Annotated in this window: 12 protein-coding genes; 4 read left to right on the top strand and 8 right to left on the bottom strand. The window is 72.7% G+C overall.

Annotation, left to right across the window (positions count from 1 at the left end; genetic code table 11):
• Nucleotides 1–32: 32 nt before the first annotated feature.
• The 3 genes from WMF46_RS31850 to recA form a co-directional block, all read right to left on the bottom strand.
• The gene (locus WMF46_RS31850; RefSeq protein ID WP_437980644.1) at nucleotides 33–773 is read right to left on the bottom strand and encodes a hypothetical protein; all 741 of its coding nucleotides are present in this window, start codon (nucleotides 771–773) and stop codon (nucleotides 33–35) included.
• Nucleotides 774–1,187: 414 nt separating this feature from the next.
• Nucleotides 1,188–1,697: a SixA phosphatase family protein gene (locus WMF46_RS31845; RefSeq protein WP_437980643.1), complete on the bottom strand. Its 510-nt coding sequence runs from the start codon at nucleotides 1,695–1,697 to the stop codon at nucleotides 1,188–1,190.
• A gap of 20 nt (nucleotides 1,698–1,717) precedes the next feature.
• A complete protein-coding gene (gene recA / locus WMF46_RS31840) occupies nucleotides 1,718–2,896 on the bottom strand; it encodes a recombinase RecA (RefSeq protein ID WP_437980642.1) in 1,179 nt (392 codons plus the stop codon).
• A 292-nt stretch (nucleotides 2,897–3,188) separates the two neighbouring features.
• Here recA and WMF46_RS31835 point away from each other — a divergent pair, with 292 nt between their 5' ends.
• Complete coding sequence (locus WMF46_RS31835) at nucleotides 3,189–4,493, top strand: serine/threonine-protein kinase (protein ID WP_437980641.1); 1,305 nt, start codon at nucleotides 3,189–3,191, stop codon at nucleotides 4,491–4,493.
• Nucleotides 4,494–4,509: 16 nt separating this feature from the next.
• Here WMF46_RS31835 and WMF46_RS31830 read toward each other — a convergent pair whose 3' ends face one another.
• The 3 genes from WMF46_RS31830 to WMF46_RS31820 form a co-directional block, all read right to left on the bottom strand.
• Nucleotides 4,510–6,630 carry an ATP-binding domain-containing protein gene (locus WMF46_RS31830; RefSeq protein ID WP_437980640.1) on the bottom strand — a complete coding sequence of 707 codons (2,121 nt, stop codon included), beginning with the start codon at nucleotides 6,628–6,630 and terminating at the stop codon, nucleotides 4,510–4,512.
• A gap of 102 nt (nucleotides 6,631–6,732) precedes the next feature.
• A complete protein-coding gene (locus WMF46_RS31825; protein ID WP_437980639.1) occupies nucleotides 6,733–7,347 on the bottom strand; it encodes a TetR/AcrR family transcriptional regulator in 615 nt (204 codons plus the stop codon).
• 73 nt (nucleotides 7,348–7,420) lie between these two features.
• A complete protein-coding gene (locus WMF46_RS31820; RefSeq protein WP_437740336.1) occupies nucleotides 7,421–8,155 on the bottom strand; it encodes a tyrosine-protein phosphatase in 735 nt (244 codons plus the stop codon).
• Nucleotides 8,156–8,226: 71 nt separating this feature from the next.
• Here WMF46_RS31820 and WMF46_RS31815 point away from each other — a divergent pair, with 71 nt between their 5' ends.
• Nucleotides 8,227–8,754 carry a hypothetical protein gene (locus WMF46_RS31815; RefSeq protein WP_437980638.1) on the top strand — a complete coding sequence of 176 codons (528 nt, stop codon included), beginning with the start codon at nucleotides 8,227–8,229 and terminating at the stop codon, nucleotides 8,752–8,754.
• Between the two features lie 170 nt (nucleotides 8,755–8,924).
• Nucleotides 8,925–10,151 carry an ArsA family ATPase gene (locus WMF46_RS31810; RefSeq protein ID WP_437980637.1) on the top strand — a complete coding sequence of 409 codons (1,227 nt, stop codon included), beginning with the start codon at nucleotides 8,925–8,927 and terminating at the stop codon, nucleotides 10,149–10,151.
• A gap of 81 nt (nucleotides 10,152–10,232) precedes the next feature.
• Here the strand turns inward: WMF46_RS31810 and der are convergent, their stop codons facing one another.
• Both der and era read right to left on the bottom strand, forming a co-directional pair.
• Nucleotides 10,233–12,008 carry a ribosome biogenesis GTPase Der gene (gene der, locus WMF46_RS31805; RefSeq protein ID WP_437980636.1) on the bottom strand — a complete coding sequence of 592 codons (1,776 nt, stop codon included), beginning with the start codon at nucleotides 12,006–12,008 and terminating at the stop codon, nucleotides 10,233–10,235.
• Nucleotides 12,005–13,528: a GTPase Era gene (gene era / locus WMF46_RS31800; protein ID WP_437980635.1), complete on the bottom strand. Its 1,524-nt coding sequence runs from the start codon at nucleotides 13,526–13,528 to the stop codon at nucleotides 12,005–12,007. Before era ends, der begins: the two co-directional genes overlap by 4 nt.
• 234 nt (nucleotides 13,529–13,762) lie before the next feature.
• Between era and WMF46_RS31795 the strand changes: the two genes are divergently transcribed.
• Nucleotides 13,763–16,345 (top strand): glycosyltransferase family 39 protein, encoded by a 2,583-nt coding sequence (locus WMF46_RS31795; protein ID WP_437980634.1) that lies wholly within the window; start codon nucleotides 13,763–13,765, stop codon nucleotides 16,343–16,345.
• Nucleotides 16,346–16,457: the final 112 nt, after the last annotated feature.

Here is a 16,457-nt window from a genome sequence, read left to right as displayed (position 1 = left end):
CGGATGACGTGCGTCCGCAGGCGATGGATGCGTCAGGTGCGGAGGAGCCGCCCCACGTGGTCCTGCTCCCAGGCGAGGGAGCGCTCGTAGTCGCGGAAGAGCCGCTCGCGGGCGAGGAACTGGGGCGGATGGAGCATCCGGCGCCCGTTGCCGTGGCTCGCCGGCATCACGTGGTGGAGCATCTCGTGGTAGATGACGTAACAGATGAAGTAGCGGGGGACCCAGGGCCGGTCGAGCACCGGGTGGATGCGGATCAGCCGCTCGACCGCCGAGTAGCTCCCGAGCTTGATGGTGCGCCGCGGCTTCCGGGCCTTGGTCCGCTTGCCCCAGGTGATCAGCGCGTCGACCCCGCCGCCGAAGTACCCGTGGTTCAGCTTCTGGAACAGGATCAGCAGGTCGTGCGTCCGCCCCTGCGTCGAGAGCGGCGTGCTCACCGGCCGGCTCGCCCGGATGCGGTGGCCGTTCTCGTCGATGTACTGGCCGACCACGAGCGAGGCGGCCCGGTCCTGCCTCACGACGTACCGGACGAGCGCCTCCTGCACGACCGCCGGCGCATCCAGGAACATGTGGTGGACGCGCGCCTGCAGGATGCCCTCCCGGAGCGAGGAGGAGATCATCTGCCGGTAGTTGTCGGTCACCGAGAGGAGGACCGGCCGCTTCTGGGCCAGCTCCAGCCGCCGGATGAGCGCCTGGCGCGCCCCCTCGTGCACGTAGATGTGCGGCTGACCCGGCGGCAGATCGATGTCGATCGGATGATGACGGGGGTCCGGCACCCGGACGACCGCCCGGGCGACACGCGGCAGCAGAGAAGTACGCGCCGCGCCCTTCCCACCGCTGCGCGACAGACGGCCTGGAGGGGGTTGAGCGAAGGGGAAGGCCATCTGTCCCGCCATCTCAATCCTCCTTATTTGGGCGTATTCTCGGGTGGGATCCTTGTCAAGCGAGCGGCCGAGAACATCGAAATCATTCGGATTTGTGACTACGTAAGCGGGTGGCCGGACCCTCCGGAGGGAGAGGGAGGGCGCCCCGGCCGCCGCTCGCCGGTGATCTGGATTTCCTCTGCAAATTCATGTGTTTGTAGTGAAGGTCGCGCGCGCCTGCGCCTGTCGGGCCGCCTTCCGCCTCGGACGCGCGTCTTCTGCTCCTGCTCTCTCTCGCCATGACACGGCGCGTGCGCAGCGCCTCGCTCATCGCGAGGTGAGCGCCCGGGGATCGAGGATCTGCGTCATGCGCCAGCGGCCCTGCGCGCGCTGGGAAGGCTCCGGATCGAGGGCGACGACCAGGGCAGTACAGAAGCCGGCGGGGAGCAGCGCTGTCGCGCCCCGGCCGGGCGTGTCGACGAGCGTACGGATGAGGTGCTCCACGTTCGGCTGGTGCCCGACGAGCAGCGCGTCGGCGCCGCCTCGGGCGAGCGCGGCGACCAGCGAACTCGGGAGCCCGGCGTCGAGCGCGAGCTCGTCCCGGAGCTCGACCTCCGGCGCGCCGCAGATCGGCGCCGCGATCTCGGCGGTCTCTCTCGCGCGCGCGAGGGGGCTCGCGAGCACCAGCGGCAGCGGGGCGCCGCCCCGGAGGCGGTGGAGCTCGAGCGAGACCCGCGCCACGCGCTCGCGGCCCTCGGGGGTGAGCCTCCGGTCCGCGTCGCGCCCGCTGGTCGCCCGCTCCTCCGCCGGGCCGTGCCGCATCACGTAGAGGTGCATGGCGTCGATGGCAGCCGGCGTCAGTTCGTCTTGCCCGGGGGACGGCGGGCGTCCTGGCCGGACGCGGCTGCCTCGCCGCGACCCTTCGCCTGCGCGGGGGCCTCGGCCGCTGCCGCTCCGCCCTTCGGGCCGGGGCTCGCGGCGCCGTTCGTCGGGGCGGCCCCGCCGACGCGCGAGATGCCGTGCTTCGCGAGGACCATCGACTCGATCTTGTCGAGCACCGCCGGGTGCTGCTCGAGGTAGGTGCGGGCGTTCTCCCGGCCCTGACCGATGCGCTCGCCCTGGAACGAGAACCAGGAGCCGCTCTTCTCGATGATGCTCGCCTCGGTCGCGAGGTCGATGACGTCGCCGCTGTGGCTGATGCCCTGGCCGTACAGGATGTCGAACTCCACCTCGCGGAACGGGGGAGCCATCTTGTTCTTCACGACCTTGACGCGGGTCCGGTTGCCGACGACCGCCGGCTCCTTGCCGCCCGCGGCGGCCTCCTTGATGGCGCCGATGCGGCGGATGTCGAGCCGGACCGAGGCGTAGAACTTGAGGGCGTTGCCGCCGCTCGTCGTCTCGGGGCTGCCGAACATGACGCCGATCTTCATCCGGATCTGGTTGATGAACATCAGCAGGCACTGCGAGCGCGAGGTCGTGCCGGTCAGCTTGCGGAGCGCCTGGCTCATCAGCCGGGCCTGGAGGCCGACGTGGCTGTCGCCCATGTCGCCCTCGATCTCGGCCTTGGGGACGAGCGCGGCGACCGAGTCGACGACGATGATGTCGACGGCGTTCGAGCGGACCAGCATGTCGGCGATCTCGAGCGCCTGCTCGCCGTAGTCGGGCTGGGAGATGAGCAGCTCGTCGGTCTTCACGCCGAGCTTCTTGGCGTAGTTCACGTCGAGGGCGTGCTCGGCGTCGATGAACGCCGCCGTCCCGCCCGCCCGCTGGACGGCCGCGATGGCGTGGAGGGTGAGGGTCGTCTTGCCGCTCGACTCCGGCCCGTAGACCTCGACGATGCGGCCGCGCGGGTAGCCGCCGATGCCGAGGGCGATGTCCAGGCCGAGCGAGCCGGTCGCCACGGCCGCGACCTCGTCGTGCAGCGTCTGCCCGTCCTTGAGGCGCATGATCGCCCCCTTGCCGTACTCCTTCTCGACGCTGGCGATCGCGAGCTCGAGGGCGGCAGACTTCTGCTTGGTGTTCTTCTCGTCACTCATGCGTACCTCGGGAGGGAGCGATAGGAGGGGGGCGACGGCGGGGGACCGCGGAGGTGGACCCACGACGCGCAGGGCAACAGTTTCCGGCAGCTTTACTGTCCGGTTGTTCAGGAAGCAAGACCCCCGCACCCCGGATAGGACCGAAAACGTCCGAGCAGCGGGCTGGCCCGGCAGGCGCTCCGGAGGGCGGTGATGTCGCGGTCGGAAGCGGTTCCTGGTTGAGGTCGAGTCTCACAACCAGGGCAACAATCGTGATCGTCGCACACCGGGAGCACTGGCGGGCTCTTCAACTGTGGGCCACATCTTCCGCGTGGGGGGCGGGGGGCGCTATTTCCCGGGGTTTTCCCTGGGCCGGTACGAGCTCGTCCTGCGGGTGGCCGCAGGCGACGTGGGCGAGGTCTGGGCGGCGCGGCTGAGGCGGGAGCACGGGTTTCAGCGGCTCTTCGCGATCAAGGTGCTTCGCCCGGAGCTCTCGCCCGATCCCGACGCTGTCCGGACATTCCTCGACGAAGCCGCGCTGGCCGCGCGCATCAGGCACCCGAACGTGGTGCCCGTCGTGGATCTGGGCGAGACGGACGGCACGTTCTTCTATGTCATGGAGTGGGTGAGCGGGGAGCCGCTCTCGTCGGTGCTGCGCGCCGCGCGCGGGCGACCGGCGCCGGTGCTGGTCGCGGCGAGGCTCGCCTACCAGATCTGCGCGGCCCTCGACGCCGCGCACGAGCTGCGGGACGAGGGCGGCAACCCCCGGGAGCTCCTGCACTACGACGTCTCGCCGGACAACGTCCTCATCACGTCCGAGGGGCTCGTCCGCATGGTCGATTTCGGCATCGCGAAGCTCGAGGAAGGGCGGATGTCCGAGCGACGGCCGCAGGCGCTGCGCGGCGACGGCGGGCGCGCTTTGACGGTGGGCGCGGCGGGCGGCGAGGGGGGCGCGTTCCTGTTCCGGAGCAGCGCGCCGTACATGGCGCCGGAGCACATCCGGGGGCAGCCGTGCGATCGGCGGTCCGATCTCTTCGGGGTGGGGGTGCTCCTCTACGAGCTCCTGTCGGGCGCTCATCCCTTCCAGGCCGACGACAGCGAGAGCACGATGACCCACATCGCGAGCGAGCGGCCTGCCGCGCCGCTGTCGTCGCGGGCGGTCCCGTCCCGGCGCGGGTTCGCGGAGCGCCTGAGCGCGCCGCCGCCGCCCGAGCCGATCCCCCCTGCGCTCGATCGCCTCGTCTCCGAGGCGCTCGCCAAGTCGCCCACCGCGCGCACGGCGACGGCCGCGAAGCTCATGCGCGCGCTCGAGGAGGCGATCCCGGGCGCCGCGAACCCGGGCAACGACGCGCTCGTCGCCGGCTGGCTCGGACAGATCCTGGGCGACGCGTCCCACCTCCGCACGCAGCAGCTGCGCGCCGCGCTCGAGTCGCTCGATCCCGGGGATCGCTCGGCCGTCGACGAGGTGGAGCCTCGGCCCGCCCCGCGGCGCTGGCTGCAGGCGCTGCTGGTGTTCGGGGCCGCCGTCCTCGGGGTCGCGCTCGCCGGGACCGCGGCGGTGAGGGACAGCCCGCTCCCTCCCGCCGCCGTCTCCGCGCCGGCCGGGCCGCGCCCCTAGGGCGCCGCGGCGAGCGTCAGCTCGCCACCACGTCGCCGAGGAGCGGCGACCACGCGGCTCCGGAGATGAGCCAGAGCTGGTGCGACGTCCGCGTCACCGCGACGTGGAGCCGCCGGCGGGCCTCGTGGTTCATCGGGTACGCCGCCGCGGTCGCGTCGGGCACGACGACGTAGTCGAACTCGAGCCCCTTCGCGCTGTCCACGTCGGTGACGTCGATGCCCGGCTCGAACGAGAACGCGCCCTCCAGCACGAGCCTCGCCTCCGGCAGCTCCGCGATCAGCGCGTGGAGCTCCCGCGCGGCGCCCGCGTCCCGCGCGATGACGGCCACCGAGGCGCGGGGCTCCCGCCCGACGAGGTCGCGGAGCGCGCCGGCGAGGAACAGCTGCGCCTGCGCCTCGCTCGGGAAGCGGAAGAGGCCGACCGGCGCGCCGTCCCGGGCCGCGCGCGCGGGCGCCTCGGGCGCGAGCTCGCCGAGGAGCCGCCGCGCGAGCTCCGTCACCGGCTGCGGGCACCGGTACGACACCGCGAGGCGGCAGGTCGCCGCGTCGCCCACGCCGAGCGCGGCTCGCGCCGCCTCCCACCCGGCGAAGCTCGAGGAGGTCTGCTGCGCCTCGTCGCCGGCGAGCGTGACGCTGCGCGTCTCGCCAAGGAGCTTCCCCAGGACGAACAGCTCGAACAGCGAGAAGTCCTCGGCCTCGTCGAGCACGAGGTGCGACCACCCCGCCCCGTCCAGGCCGCGGCGAGCGGCGCGAAGGAAGAGCAGGATCGGCAGATCGTCGATGTCGAGCGTCCCCGCGAGCTCGTCCGGCGTCCCTTCCGCGATGGCGCGGCCGTCGAGCGCCCGCTTCATCGAGGCCACGGTGATCGAGGCGAGCTGCCGGTCGAGCGGCTCGGCGATCTGCAGCAGGGTGTGCCGGACGGTCTCCTCGACCGCGCTCCTGGGGAGGTCCCCGCCCGAGGCGGCGACGACGCCCTCGAGGAACCCTCGATCCGTGAAGACGTCGGCGAGGCGGCGGCGCAGCCGCGGGAGCGTCGTGTTCGCCGGGGCGAGCCTGGCGAATCGCTCGCGCAGCGCACCGTAGAGCGCCGGGTGGCGCTTGAGGCTGGAGACGAGCGCCGGGGGATCGTCGCACAGGGCGATCGGCTTGCCGAAGACCTCACGCGCGGTCGCCGACGACCAGGCGTCGAGCGTCTTCACCTGGGCTTCCCCCGCGCCGAGCGGCGAGAGCAGGCGGCGCGACAGGCGCGCGAGGCCCTCCTCGGGGACGACGACGTTCATGGCCGAGAGCGGGCACCTCGCCGGATCGAGCGCGGCGATCCGGGCGAGGCGGTGCAGCGCCACGGTCGTCTTTCCGCTCCCGGCGCTGCCGAGCACGAGGAGCGGCTGCTCGGGGGGCGCGCACACGGCGGCGTACTGGTCGGCGTCGAGCAGGGCGGTGACCTCCGCGGCCTTCGCGTGGTCCGTGGCGCCGGCGCCGACGCCGAGGCTCCCGGGGCGGGCGGCCGTGCCCGCGCCGCCCGGCTGCATGGCGAGCGCCGCGCGCTCCGCGAGGGTCCATCGCCCGTCGCCTCGCCGCGTCAGGACGAGGCCGTCGCCCACGATCCGGGTGAGGGCGCCGCGCTCCACGACGACGATGCGGCGCGCCTTCACCACGCCCTCGGCCACGCGCCCCGGGAAGGCCTCCTCGTACTCGTCGCCCTCGCGGTACCGGTAGAAGATCTGCGCCACCGGCGCGACGCGCCAGTCGAGGATGCGCACGTCGGCCGACGGATCCAGGAACGTCGCGTGGCCGAGCAGGTAGTCCTTCGCCCCTTTGCCCTCGTCGACCCGGAGGTGGGCGAGGTACGGGCAGAGCGGGTCGGGCAGCGCCTCCCTGGGCTCCTGCTCGATAAGGCGCTGCCGCACGCTCATCTCGAGGAGCACCGCCGGCAGATCGTCGGCCGAGGCCGCGGCGGCCTCGTCGCGGAGCTCCCGGAGCGCCGCGACGGACCTGAGCTCGCGCGGCGCGCGCCCGAAGGCGCGCGCGGCGCGCTCCTGCGCCCTGTTCAGCGCGGCGCGCACGCGCTCGAGGAGCGTGGCCTCTTCCTCGAGGACGGCGCGCGCCTCGACGGGCAGATCAAGCGTGCTCTCCAGCATGATGGGCCTCCTTGCGCCCCTCGCCTCCGCGAGGGGTCGAGCTCGATGGGTGAATGATGAATGATTCGTTCACTTTTGAGGCGAGGCGAGGCGTAGCGAAGGTTACGCGAAGAAGCTCCTGAGTCCGGCAAGGTGGTACTTCGAGTAACCGTGGACCGCTTCCCGGATGGCGTCCTCGTCCTCGAAGCGGGCGAGGGCGTTCACCGTCGTCCTGACGAAGCCCTTGTAGATCTGGTCCAGGTTGAACCGCATCGCCTCGGTCACCGAGAGGCATGGGTCGAGGGCGCGGAAGTGCTCGATCGCCAGCGCGATGAGGCGTTCGACGGTCTCCTCGGAGAACCGCTCGTACCTGGAGCCGCCGGCCCGCCCCAGGAGGATCACGACGCGCAGCCTGTTCTCGATGCAGAAGCGGAGGAGCTCCTCGGAGATCAGGTGGTAGGCGGCCGTCGGCGGGAGCGCCCGGACGTCCTCCACGCCGTCGAGCGCCTTCACGCGGCGGCGCAGCAGGATCGTGAAGGCGCGGGCGAAGCCGTCGTCGACGATCCCGTAGAAGAGCGCGTCCTTGTTCGCGAAGTACCGGTAGATGTTGCCCGTCGAGACGCCGGCCGCCCGGGCGATCTCGGCCATGGTCGCGCTCTCGTACCCCTTCCGCGCGAAGATCGTCAGCGCGGCGGAGGTGATGCTCTCCTGGACGTCGTCTTTGAGGTACTGCGCCATGGTGAATAGTGAACGTGCCGTTCGCTTATAGCGATGGACGGCGGCCCGTCAAGCGAGCGGGTGGTTCACGGCCTCAGGGGTCGACGGTGCCTTCGAGGATCGCGCGCGGGCCGTTGATGAGCATGAAGCTCGCCTCCTCCTCGCCGACCCTGGCGAAGAGGGCCTTGATGCCGTCGCGCACGTCGGGGACGTCCTTTGCGGCGTGGGCGTCGCTGCACGCGGCGTAGTAGTAGCCGGCCTCGAGCAGCTGCTCGGCGGCCCGGCGGGGGGTGCGCCCGTACTTGCCGGTGAGCGCCGCGACGTCGAGGAGGAGCACCGCGCCCGCGTCGAGCAGCGGATCGAGCGAGGAGATGTCGTCGAAGACGGGCTCGTAGCGCTCCGGGTGGGCGATGACGGGGCGGAGCTTGCGGCGGCTGAGATCGAAGATCCGCTCCGCGGCCCGGGCGGGGAAGCTCCGGGTCGGGAACTCGACGAGCGCGGCGCGGCCGCCGGGGAAGGGGAGGGCGCTGCCGTCGAGGAGGCGCTGGAAGACGATGTCGTCGAAGAAGTGCTCCGACGAGAGATCGAGCGCGGGCAGGTCGCGCGCGCCGGCCGCGGCCCGCAGCGCGGCGCAGGTCGCGTCGTAGGCGGCCTGGAGGCCCTGCCGGGTGTTGTCGAACATCCCGGGGCGCATGTGCGGGGTCGCCACGACGGTGTCGAACCCGGCGCCGCGGAGCGCGGTGAGGAGGGCGAGGCTCTCCTCGACGGTGCGGGCGCCGTCGTCGACGCCGGCGACCCAGTGGGAGTGCAGATCGATGAAGCCGCGCATCGTCGCTCCGAACTTAGCAAAGTTGGCCGCCCGCGTGCGCTGCGACCATCCTTCGCGTCGAGGAGGTGTTCGTGTCGCTCTCGTTATCGAACCAGCAGCTTGTGCCTCAGCTCGCGTCGGACGGCTGCGCTGGCGGCAGGCCGGGAGGCCGCGCAGAGCGCCCGGTCGATCCCGGCGCGCCCTCGGTCGAGCAGGGCACAGCGGCCCTGGATGAGGGGATCCCCACCTCCGAGCGGCGGCGCCGCCGCAGCGAGGATCCGGTCACCGCGCTGCACTACCAGCTCTCGACGACCCGCGCCGAGGCGAACCTGGACGTCGTGGTCCTCGTGGACGACAGCGGCTGCCTCGTCGCCGGGGCGGGCGCGTGGCCGGCGTGTGAGGAGCTCGCCGCTTACGCCCCCCTCCTCGCCAACCCGGAGGCGGTGCAGAGCGCGGCGGTCGGCTCGCGCATCGCCACGCTCACCGCCGACGTCGAGGTCCAGAGCCTCTCGGTGTCAGGCGGCGAGGTGCTGCTCTGCGGCCGTGGCGGCACGGCGGAGCGTGGCGCCTCCATTGCCCGGGCCGCTGCGGGGTGCTTGCGCATCCTCCGCGCCGCCTGAGCGGCCGCGCCGCCGCAGGCTGAGCGGTCGCTGCGCCGCAGGCTGAGCGGTCGCTGCGCCGCAGGCTGAGCGGTCGCTGCGCTGCAGCTGGCCGCTCGCGACACGGCAGGCCGGGCGCTCGCGCCCCCCCGGTTCGTGCTACAAGGGGCCGCGGCCTCAGGTCGCGCGCAATGCCCGGCTCGCTCGCACCCCCTAGGAACAGCCCGCCCGCCGCCGACGCGTCCTTTCAGGCAGACCACGCCGGTCTGGCCCCGTTGCTCGCCTCCCGCAGGGTGATCCTCTGCGTCGGCTGCGGCGGCGTCGGCAAGACGACCACGACTGCAGCGCTCGGCCTGGCCGCTGCCCGCCGCGGCAAGCGCGTCCTTTGCCTGACGATCGATCCGGCGCGCCGGTTATCCCAGAGCCTCGGGCTCGAGGAGATGACGACGGAGGCGCAGACGATCGAGCCCGCCCGCTTCGCCAGGGCGGGGGTCGACGTGCCCGGCTCGATGACCGTCATGATGCTCGACACGAAGTCGACCTTCGACGGCCTCGTCTCGTCGCTCGCCCCCACGCCCGAGCAGCGCGACCGGATCCTGGGCAACGTCCTCTACAAGTACATCTCCACGTCGCTCGCGGGCACGCAGGAGTACATGGCGATGGAGAAGCTCTACGCCGTCAGGAGCGACCCGAGCTACGACCTCGTCCTGCTCGACACGCCGCCCACGGCGAACGCGCTGGATTTCCTCGACGCGCCGGAGCGCCTCGTCGGCGCCATCGACGGCGCGGCGACGCGGTGGTTCGTGCAGGCCTTCCAGAGCTCCGGCAAGCTCTCGCTCAACCTGCTGGCGCGCTCGACCGCCGCGGTGCTGCGGGGCATCGGCAAGCTGACCGGCAGCGGCTTCCTCGAGCAGATCGCGGGGTTCATCAGCGAGATGAACGCGGTCTTCGGCGGCTGGAAGCAGCGGGCGGACGCGGTGGCGTCGGCGCTCCGCGGCCCCGACGTGGCCTACGTGCTCGTCACGACGCCCGATCCGCTCTGCGTGCGCGAGGTGCTGTACTTCGCCGATCGCCTGCGCGAGCAGCAGATGCATCGCGACGCGTTCGTCGTGAACCGCGTCCACCCGGTGTACGGCGCGCTCCCCGGCGTCGGCGAGATCGCCGCCGCGCTCGACGGGAGCAGCCTTGCGCTCGCCTCCGGCGCCGCGGCGCGCCTGCTTCAGGCCGCCAAGGACGAGAGCCGCATGGGCAAGCTCGATCAGCTGAACCTGATCGCCCTCGAGGCGGCGCTCGAAGACGAGCAGAGCGCCGGCAGCGTCCGCGTCGACGTCCCGGCGTTCCCGTACGACATCCACGACGTGGCCGGGCTCGCGAGGATCGCCGACGTGCTGGCGCCGCTGCCCGGGGCGGCGGGGTAGCCAGGGGCAGCTCGTCGGTTCTTCTGGCTGCCCTGGGGTGACTCGGAGCGGTCTGGAGGAGGCAGCTGGGCTGCCCCCGTCCTACCCCCGCCGCCTGCGCTCCTTGTACTTCACGCGGACCGGCACGCCCTCCAGCCCGAACGCCTGCCGGAGCTGGTTCGCCACGTAGCGCCGGTAGCTGAAGTGGAGCTTGTCGGGATCGCTCGCGACGACGACGAACAGCGGCGGCGACGTCTCGGCCTGCGTGACGAAGAACAGGCGGGGCGCGCGCCCGCCGTGCGTCGGCGGCGGGTGCGTGAGCAGGATCTGCTCGAAGAAGCGGTTGAGCTCCCCGGTGGGCACGCGCTTCCGGTAGGCGTCGGCCACCTGGGCCACGCTCTCGATGAGCTTCGCCACGCCGCGCCCGCTGCGCGCGCTCACGTGCGCGATCGGCGCCCACGGCACGAACGAGAGCTTGTCGCGGGCGTCCTGCTCCGCCTTGGCGAGCGCCTTGCGATCGAGGAGATCGATCTTGTTGAGGCCGATCACGACGCCGCACCCGCGATCGACCGCGAGGCCGAGGATCTTCGCGTCCTGCTCGGCCACGCCCTCGGCCGCGTCGCAGAGCAGGAGCACGACCTCCGCCCGCTCCATGGCGCGGATCGCGTGGATCACGCTGACCGCCTCGACGGCGCTGTCCTCCTTCGTCACCTTCGCCTTGCGCCGGATGCCGGCCGTGTCGATCAGCAAGAACCGCTTCCCGTCGCGCTCGGCCAGCGTGTCGATCGGATCGCGCGTCGTGCCGGGCGTCGCGTCGACCAGCATGCGCTCCTCGCCCGCGATGCGGTTGACGAGCGACGACTTCCCCGCGTTGGGCCGCCCGATGATGGCGATGCGGAGCGCCCCCGCGGCCGACTCCTCGGGCGCCGGGGGCTCCTTGGGGAGCGCCGCCTCGATGGCCATCTCCAGATCCGAGATGCCGCGGCCATGGAGGGCGCTGATCGGGATGAGCCGATCCATCCCGAGGCGGTACAGCTCCGCCGCCTCCACCTCGGCCTTCGGCGAGTCCGCCTTGTTGGCGACGTAGATCACGGGCTTGCCCGCGCGGCGCAGCAGGCCGAGCTCGGCGTGCTCCGACGGCGTGACCGGCGTCACGGCGTCGAGAACGCACACGATGACGTCGGCCTCGGCGATGGCGAGGTCGATCTGCCGCTTGATCCCCTGCCGCATGGGATCATCGCTCTCGGGGTCGAACCCGCCCGTGTCGACGAGCGTGAAGCGCCGTCCCCGCGAGGTGACGTCGCCGTAGTGGCGATCGCGGGTCACCCCGGGCTCGTCGTGCACGATCGCGACGCGCTTGCCGATCAGCCGGTTGAACAGCGTGCTCTTGCCGGTGTTGGGCCGCCCGACCAGCGCCACGATCCCGGCCGACGGGGGCGGCGCAGGCGCATCGGCCGCGGCGTCCTCGGCGGCCGCGATGACCTCCTCGGCCAGGTCCGCCGCGAGATCCTCCCTGTCCTGAGCCGCCTCGTGGCCGATCGGCTCGGCGAGAGCACGGCCCTTGCTCGGGCCTGATCTGCTGCCCTTCTTCGATCCGGCGGCGCTCTTGACGGGGGCCGCCGCGCTCTTTCCGCGAGCAGCAGCGCCCTTGCCGGGGGCCGCCGCGCTCTTTCCGCGAGCAGCAGCGCTCTTGCCGGGGGCCGCTGCGCTCTTTCCGGGAGCGGCAGCGCCCTTCCCGGAGGCGGCAGCGCCCTTCCTGGGAGCGACGCCGCCCCTCTTCTTCTCAAGGGCGTCGCCCTTCTTCGCCGTCCGCCCGCCTCCGGCGGCTCCCTGGCTGCGCTTGTTCGATCTGGATAGGGCTGGCTTTGCCGCGCTCACGAGGTCTCTCCCTTGTTGTAACCGAGCTCGTCCAGCCGCTCTCGCGACTCACGCCACTCTGGCGTCACCCGGACCCAGAGCTTGAGGTTCACCTGCCGGCCGACGAGCTCCTCTATCCGGAGCCGAGCCTCCGTGCCGATGCGCTTCAGCTGCTCCGCGCCGGCGCCGATCAGGATCTTCTTCTGCCCGGGCCGCTCCACGTGGATGGTCGCGTCGATGTGCAGCGCGCCCTCGCCTGTCGGCTCGACGTAGCGCTCGATCTGCACGGCGCTCGCGTGGGGCACCTCGGCCTTCGTCGCGCGCAGGATCTGCTCGCGCACGTACTCGGCGGCGAAGAAGCGCGTCGGCCTGTCGGTGAGCTCATCGGGCGCGAAGCCCCAGTCCCCCTCGGGACAGAGCTTCGCCACCTCGTCGAGCACGCGCTGGACGCCGTCCTCGCGCAGCGCCGAGATGGGGACGATCGCCGCGAACTCCCGGAGCTTGGCGAACGCGTCGAGGAGCGGCAAGAGCAGCGCCTTGTCCCGCATCCGGTCGACCTTGTTGAGCACGAACACCACCGGCGCGTCGCTCCCCAGGTCCGCGAGCAACGTCAGATCGCTCGGGTGCGGCGCGAGCGGCGGGCCGTCCTCCCCCTCCTTCACGCGCCGCGGCAGGCGCGCGGGATCCGGCGCTTCGGTCACGAACACGATCACGTCGGCGCCCCGCGCCGCCTCGCGCGCCGCCTGGTTCATCACGCGCCCGAGCTCCGTGCGCGGCCGGTGCAGGCCGGGCGTGTCGAGCAGCGCGATCTCCGCCGGGCCGTGGTGCACGACCCCGAGGATCGCGTCGCGCGTCGTCTGAGGCGTCGGCGAGACGATCGCGAGCGGATGGCCGAGCGCCGCGTTCAGCAGCGTCGATTTGCCCACGTTGGGGCGCCCGACCAGCGCCACGCGCCCGGATCGTTTCGGCAACGCGGCGTCGGTCTCCTCCGTCCGCCTCGGCTCGGCCGCCTTCCTGCGCTGCTGCTGCGCGGCGCCTCGGCCGGCGGGCCTCCCGTCCGGGAGCCGTCGCCCCTCGTCGCCGCCTCCCGCGCGGGGCCCGCGCCCTGCCCGGCCGCGGGCCGCGCCGGAGGAGCGCGCCGCGGAGCCCCTCTGCTTGGCCGTCTTCTCCCCCTCGCCCCGCTCGGCGGCGCGCGCCGTGCCGGCCCGCCGCTCCTTCTCCTTGCCCGGCTCTGCAGCGCGCGTCGCGCCGGCCCGCCGCTCCTTCTCCTTGCTCGGCTCCGCAGCGCGCGTCGCGCCGCCCTGCTCGCTCGCGCGTCGCGGTTTGTCGTCGGCGTGCGCCTGATTTTCGCGCCGGGGAGGGCGACCTCGCGGGATCGCCGCGTCGCTCGCCCGGGGGGCTTCGCTGGATTGCGCTCCCCGGCGGCTGCCTGGGCTGTCTTTCTTGGCAGGAGGACGGGGGACGCGGGAAGCCGAGGCGGGCTTCGGCGCCTGCGGGCGCGCTTTCGCGCCCTGGGGCGCGCTCTGGGGACGGGCTTTCACCACGCCGCGCGCGATAGCAGACGCCCAGGGGCGCTACAAACGCTTCCCCACGATCCGTGGTCACGCGCGCGCGAAGGCGGTAAGGGGATGCCCTGCATGTCGAGCGTCCACCGAGGGGACCCACAGCGCGGAGCCCCGCCCGCCGCCCCCGACCCGCACGCGAGCGGAGCCCTACCCCGCGCCGAGGTGCCCCCTCTCGAGGCGCGCTCGGCTGAGATCGGTGACGCGCCGGCCATGGACGGCGGCCGCGCGGCCGCCGGGAGCGGGCGCGCCGGCCTCGCGAGGCTCGCGGCCCTCGCGCTCGCGGCCCTCACGCTGCTGCCGCTCATCGGCAAGAGCGGCATCTGGGACCCCTACGAGCTCGACCGTGCCGACCTGGCCCGCCGCATCGCTATCCACGTCTTCGGCGCGCGTGGCGTGGATCTCCCGGACGCTCCCGGGCAGCTGCCGACCCTGACCGACCTCGGCATGGGAGAGCTCGGGTTCACCTCGATGGCGCTCGGCTTCCGCGTGTTCGGGCTGCACGACTGGGCCGGGCGCCTCCCGCTCGCGCTGTGGGGGCTCGCCGGCGCGCTCGTGCTCTACGAGTTCCTCGCCCGCCTCGTCGATCGAAGGGCCGGCCTGTACGGGGTCGCGGTGCTCGTGACGATGCCGCTCTACGTGATGCAGGCGCGCACCCTGCTCGGCGACATCGTCACGATGGCCGCGCTCACGATGGCGTTCTGCGGGCTGACCGGCGCGCTGCTCGAGGGCGGGCGAGGGGCGCAGCGCGGCGCCCTGCTCGCGTCGGCCGCGTGGCTCACCGTGGGGATCCTCGGCGTCGTGGCCGGATACCTCAGCCGCGGCTTGCTGATCGGGGTCGCCGTCCCCGCGCTCGGCGCCGGCCTGACCTGGCTCCTGCTCCGGACGTCCGGCGCCTGGCCCGCGCCGGATGGCCGGGGGCCCACGCTGGGCGACCTCGTGGGCGCCGCCGCGCTGGTGCTCGGCGTCGCGGCGGCGGCGCAGGGCGCCCTCGTGCTCGCGAGCTCGAGCGCCGGCGAGCCGCTCCCTCGCGCCCTCGGCGTGGCGCTCCTCAAGAAGCCGCCCGTCGAGTCCACGTTCGATCTCACGCTGCGCCAGCTCGGCCACGCCCTCTTTCCATGGAGCGCCTTCCTGCCGTTCGCCGTCGGCCGGCTCTTCCGAGCCCCCGCCGCGGACCGAGCGGGCGAGGTCGCCGCCCCTCTCCTCGATCGCGAGGCCGGCGTCCGGATCGCCCTGATCGTCACGTCTGCGCTCGCCTACGGCGCCTTCGCGGTCCTCGCGCCGCACGCCGGGGCGCTCCCGTTCAGCGGCCCCGCGCTCCTCGCCGCCATCGCCGCGCTCGCCATCCGCGATCTCGAGCGCGGCGCCCCCTCCTCGCGAGCGCTCGCCGTCGGCTGCGCCGTGCTCGCCTTCGTCCTTTACCGCGATCTCGTCACCTCACCGGACAGGGCGCTCAGCGTCTTCTCGGTCGACAAGCCCGTCTTCCCGAAGAGCTTCGAGGGCGAAGCGGCCTCGGCGATGCGCTTCGTCCTGCTCGCGTTCGCCGGCCTCGTCGCGCTCACCTGGTTCGAAGAGCAGCCCCGCGAGCTCGATCGCAGCTTCCGCGCATGGGCGCGGCGCGTCCTCGACGAGATGCACGCCGGCGCCGCGGAGCTCGCTCGCATCTGGAACGGGAACCTGCTCTTCCTGCTGATCGTCATCGAGGCGGCGCTCGTCGGCGTCGGCGCGATGCTCTTCGTCGGCAAGCGCATCGGGTGGGGCACCGTGGCGAGGATGCCGAACCACCTCGCCGCGTACGGGATGAACGCCTGGTGGGCGCTGCCCATGCTGATGGCGGCGAGCCCCGTGCTGCTCCTCGTGGTGCGCGACGCGTTCCGCCACGCCGTCGCGCGCGCCTCCCTCCCGCGCGCCGTCGGCACGCCGCTCGCCGGCCTCGTCGCCGGCTTCGCGCTGAGCTTCTGGTACTATCCGGCGCTCGCGGCCCAGCTCTCGCCGAAGGAGGTCTTCGCGTCCTACGAGACCCTTCGCAAGCCCGGCGAGCCGCTCGCGACGCTCGGCGTCCGGAGCCGCACGGCGGCCTATTACCAGGGCGGCGAGGTCACCTCGTTCACCGATGTCCTGCAGGCGTTCGACTGGCTCACAGCCGCGGGGAGCTCGGTGGACGGCGTCGCCGCTCCGGTCGTTCCCGCCGCTCGCCGCTGGCTCGTCGTGAAGTCCGACGATCTGCCCCGGTTGAACAGCCTCTTTCGCAAGCGCTACCAGCGCAACCTGCCCGTCCTCGACGGCCGCTCCAGCCAGATCCTCCTTGCGTCGAACGAGCTCGGGGGCAGGCCGAACGAGAGCTGGCTCGGCCGTATCGTCCTCGACGAGCCCGCCGCTCCCGAGAACCCGCTCGACGTGATGCTCGAGGATCAGCTGGAGGTGCTCGGCTGGGAGCTCACCGACGACGACGGCCGGAAGGTCTCGAGCGTCGTCCCTCAGAAGAGCTACCACCTGCGGACGTACTTCCGGGTCCACCGGCCGATCACCGGCAACTGGAAGATGTTCGTTCACATCGACGGGTTCCAGCGTCGATACAACGGCGACCATCCCGTGATCGAGGGGCGCTACCCGCTGAGCCTGTGGCAGCCGGGCGACGTCGTCGTGGACGACCACGAGCTCCAGCTCGAGCCCAACTTCACCCCGGGCGACTATACGCTCTACTTCGGCCTCTTCGCCGGTGAGACGCGCCTTCAGGTGACGCGCGGGCCGGAGCACGAGGACCGCATCCGCGGCGGCGTCATCCGCGTGCGGTGAGCTGCCCTCGTAGGGTTCCCGACGCATGCCGCGCTGCGCGGCTCGTCTTGCGCGGCCCGGCGACGCACGCGTGCTTCTCCTCGTCGAGCGCCCTCGACGCGCGTGCGGAAAG

This window comes from Sorangium sp. So ce117 (assembly GCF_051524395.1).
GTDB classification, from domain to species: Bacteria; Myxococcota_A; Polyangia; order Polyangiales; family Polyangiaceae; genus Sorangium; species Sorangium cellulosum_B.
This window is presented reverse-complemented; position numbering and strand designations above follow the sequence as displayed.

Coding starts and splice junctions, on each gene's coding strand:
- WMF46_RS31825 (WP_437980639.1), bottom strand. CDS start 7,347: ATGGCGCAGTACCTCAAAGACGACGTCCAGGAGAGCATCACCTCCGCC.
- WMF46_RS31810 (WP_437980637.1), top strand. CDS start 8,925: ATGCCCGGCTCGCTCGCACCCCCTAGGAACAGCCCGCCCGCCGCCGAC.
- recA (WP_437980642.1), bottom strand. CDS start 2,896: ATGAGTGACGAGAAGAACACCAAGCAGAAGTCTGCCGCCCTCGAGCTC.
- WMF46_RS31820 (WP_437740336.1), bottom strand. CDS start 8,155: ATGCGCGGCTTCATCGATCTGCACTCCCACTGGGTCGCCGGCGTCGAC.
- WMF46_RS31845 (WP_437980643.1), bottom strand. CDS start 1,697: ATGCACCTCTACGTGATGCGGCACGGCCCGGCGGAGGAGCGGGCGACC.
- WMF46_RS31795 (WP_437980634.1), top strand. CDS start 13,763: ATGGACGGCGGCCGCGCGGCCGCCGGGAGCGGGCGCGCCGGCCTCGCG.
- WMF46_RS31830 (WP_437980640.1), bottom strand. CDS start 6,630: ATGCTGGAGAGCACGCTTGATCTGCCCGTCGAGGCGCGCGCCGTCCTC.